At 71.9% G+C, this 2,988-nt stretch carries 3 protein-coding genes; all 3 read right to left on the reverse strand.

Translation table 11 applies throughout. From position 1 onward, the window contains the following. Window positions 1-21 precede the first annotated feature (21 nt). Window positions 22-1,020, reverse strand: coding sequence for a glycosyl hydrolase (locus AB0C29_RS41240; RefSeq protein ID WP_360832645.1), 999 nt, complete (start codon window positions 1,018-1,020; stop codon window positions 22-24). An 8-nt stretch (window positions 1,021-1,028) separates the two neighbouring features. After that, the gene (locus tag AB0C29_RS41245; protein ID WP_360832648.1) at window positions 1,029-1,757 is read right to left on the reverse strand and encodes a methyltransferase domain-containing protein; all 729 of its coding nucleotides are present in this window, start codon (window positions 1,755-1,757) and stop codon (window positions 1,029-1,031) included. Beyond that, the coding region (locus tag AB0C29_RS41250) for a polysaccharide biosynthesis C-terminal domain-containing protein (protein WP_360832651.1) at window positions 1,754-2,988 on the reverse strand (1,235 nt) is incomplete at its 5' end. The genes AB0C29_RS41245 and AB0C29_RS41250, both read right to left, overlap by 4 nt.

Raw genomic sequence — 2,988 nt, forward strand, 5'->3', positions numbered from 1 at the left:
CGCCCGGCGGCCGCGGGCGGCCTATTCGGGATTGAAGTACGGATCCCGGGTCAGCCGGGCGAACTGCTGGAACGCGGGTTTGTCCCCGGCCAGCTGGAACTGCTGCTTCGGCCCGTTGCCCTCGGGGTTGGACTCGAAGTAGACGACGGCCTTGATCTGCTTGTTGGCCTTGAAGGTGCGCTCGGCGTCGGCCAGCCAGGCCGCCCGGCCGGCTGAACCCCACGCCTTGGCCACCCCGAACTCACCGATGATGATCGGCTTGGGCCGTTGCGCCGCCCACTGCAGGAACGGGCCCATGAGCTGCCCGATCGGCTGGAACAGGTTTCCCGCGTAGACGTCCACGCAGGTCCAGTCCACCTGGTCGTCGCCCGGGTAGAAGGCCGGCGCGTCGCCGCGGATGAAGCCCTCCGCGGTCGGGCACCAGACCCACGACACGTTCTTGACCCGCTGCTCGGCGAAGATCTGCCGGATGTGCTTGTACGCGGCGATGTAGTCCTCCCCGGACCACATCGTGGCGCGCAGGTTCGGCCGGTCCATCTCCCACCGGATCCGCAGCAGCACCGGCTCCTTGACCTTGCGGATCGCCTTGGCCTGCCGGCGGATCAGCCGGTCGTGCTCGCCGGCCAGGATCGAGCGGTTGTCCCCGGTGGCCCAGCTGACCATCAGCGTGGCGTCGGTGTCCAGGAACTCCTCGTCGGACGCGGTGCCGACCATCTGGTCGAAGCGCCGGTACGTGTTGACGATGTCGAGCGGACGCCCGAGGTCCTTCTCGAGCCCGTCGACCGCCTCGACCCGGCCGGCATGGGTCAGGGCGTCCGGCTTGATCCAGGCGCCCAGGTACGCACCGGTCTCCGGCGCCTCGAACGGCCCGGCCTCGAACGGGCCCGGGTTCACCGCCACGGCCACCGGCGCACTGGTCAGGTCGGGGGACGGCGTGGGCTCGGGCTCGGCCCGCCGGTGCGAGGTGCAGCCGGCGAGCACGAGGACGAGCAGGCCCAGCAGGGCGAGAACACGGCGCATGACAGTGGCTACTTCTTCCGCCGGGCGGTGTAGAGGACGTTGACCGCGAAGCTGTCGGTGCCCGGCAGTTTGCGGGCCGCCGCGTCGGCGGCGCGGGCCAGCACCTTGTGGTCCAGCGACTCGGTCAGCATCGAGAAGCCCTTGCGCTCGATCACCTCGAAGCCGTGCCGGTCGAGCAGTTCGCCGACCTCCTCGTGGGACAGCTCGGCGAACCAGCGCTCACCCGAGTGCCGCCGGGCCCGCAGGTGCCGCAGCGATCCGGCGTTGCCGTGGTTCTCCACCACCAGCAGCCCGGAGGCCGCGTCCGGCAGGGCCTTGGCGGCGAACGCGATGGCCCGGTCCCGCACGTCGGCGTGCACGTTGAGCAGCAGCCGGAACATCGTCACGATCGCCGGGAATCCGGCCCGCACCGGCTCCGGCACCGGTCCGTCCATCGGCACCTGGTGCCAGTGCGCCTGCGAACCCACCTCGGCGGCCTTGGCCATCATCTCGGCGGACGTGTCGTAGCCGTGCGCCTCCCGGACCAGGCCGTGCAGCGTACGGATGGCGCGCCCGGTGCCACAGGCGAAGTCGTGCTGCACCGGCGGGGTGTCGAACTCCCGGGCGACGAGCTTGCGCAGGTACGCCTGCTGCCGCTCGTTGATCCGCGACGCGTAGCTGTCCGGCGCGTATGTGACGTGCTCGTACTTGTCCACGGCTTCGGCGTCCTGGAACACCTTGGTGTATTCGGTGGTCAACCGGTCCTCCTCTGGGTGAGCTTGCGGGGCTTGAAGGCGTTGAGGCCGAGACGTCCGCGCAGCAGCCACGCGCCGGCGGCGAAGGCAGGCACGGCCAGCGCGACCGCCAGCGACATACCGGCCGGGCCGGTGCCCGCCACGACGGTCACGAGCCGGGGCAGGACACCGAAACAGGCGACGGACAGCCCGGCGGCGGCCAGCGTCCCGGGGCCGAACGGGTGCAGCCGGGCGGCCCGGCCCACCTGGATCAGCGGCAGCACGTTGTTGGCGACCATCGCGCAGGCCAGCCCGATCGCGGCGCCGAGGGCGCCGTACCGGGGGATCAGCAGCATGTCCAGGCCGATGGTGACGCCCAGCGCGACCAGGACGTTGATCAGGTTCCAGGAGGTGCGCCCGGCCATCGCCAGCACCATGTCGACCATGCCGCAGCCGGTGGCCACGAGCATCGCGCAGCCCAGCACGACCACCACGTCGGCGCCGCTGCGGTAGCCGCCGCCGAACAGTCCGAGGTAGACCGGCGCGAACAGGATGACCAGGAAGGTGATCGGCCAGGTGACGAGGACCAGCCAGCCGGTGGCTGTCTGGTAGAGGTGGTTGGCGGTGTCCCGGTCGCCGACGGCCAGCGCCTCGGCCAGCCGCGGCTGCACCGACTGGGAGATGCCCTGGTTGGCGAACTGGATGAGCACCACGAACCGGCCGGCGACCGCGTAGATCGCGGCCGGGGCCAGCCCGCCGAGGGCGGCCACCAGCAGCACGTCGATGCGCTGCAGGGCCAGCTGCGCGACGCTGGCCAGGGCCCGCGGCCCGGTGAACCGCCAGAAGTCGCGACGCAGCTGCCGGCGGTCGCGGCGGCGGGTGCGCGGGCCGTCGGGCCGGCCGGCCAGGTACGTGCGCCGCAACGCGACCGCCGCCAGGATCACCACCGGCAGGTACGGCACCGCCCAGACGAACGCGAACGCGGGCAACGTCGCCGTGCCCCACAGTGTCGCCACCCCGGCCGCGCCGACGCACAGCAACTGCAGCGTGCTGCGCAGGACGCGGTCCAGGGTGACGGTCGGCCGCATGGCCTTGTAGCCGCGGGTAGCGGTGAGCAGCGCGTCGGTGAGCGCCTGCAACGGCAGGAAGACGGCCAGCACCCGCAGGGCCGTGGTGTGCCCGGCCATGACGTGCGGTGAGTCCTCGGCGTTCGCGGCGAACTCCCGCCCGATCCGGGCAGCGGTGGCAGCCTTGA

Origin of the sequence: Actinoplanes sp. NPDC048791 (assembly GCF_040650095.1) — a bacterium.
GTDB lineage: Bacteria > Actinomycetota > Actinomycetes > Mycobacteriales > Micromonosporaceae > Actinoplanes.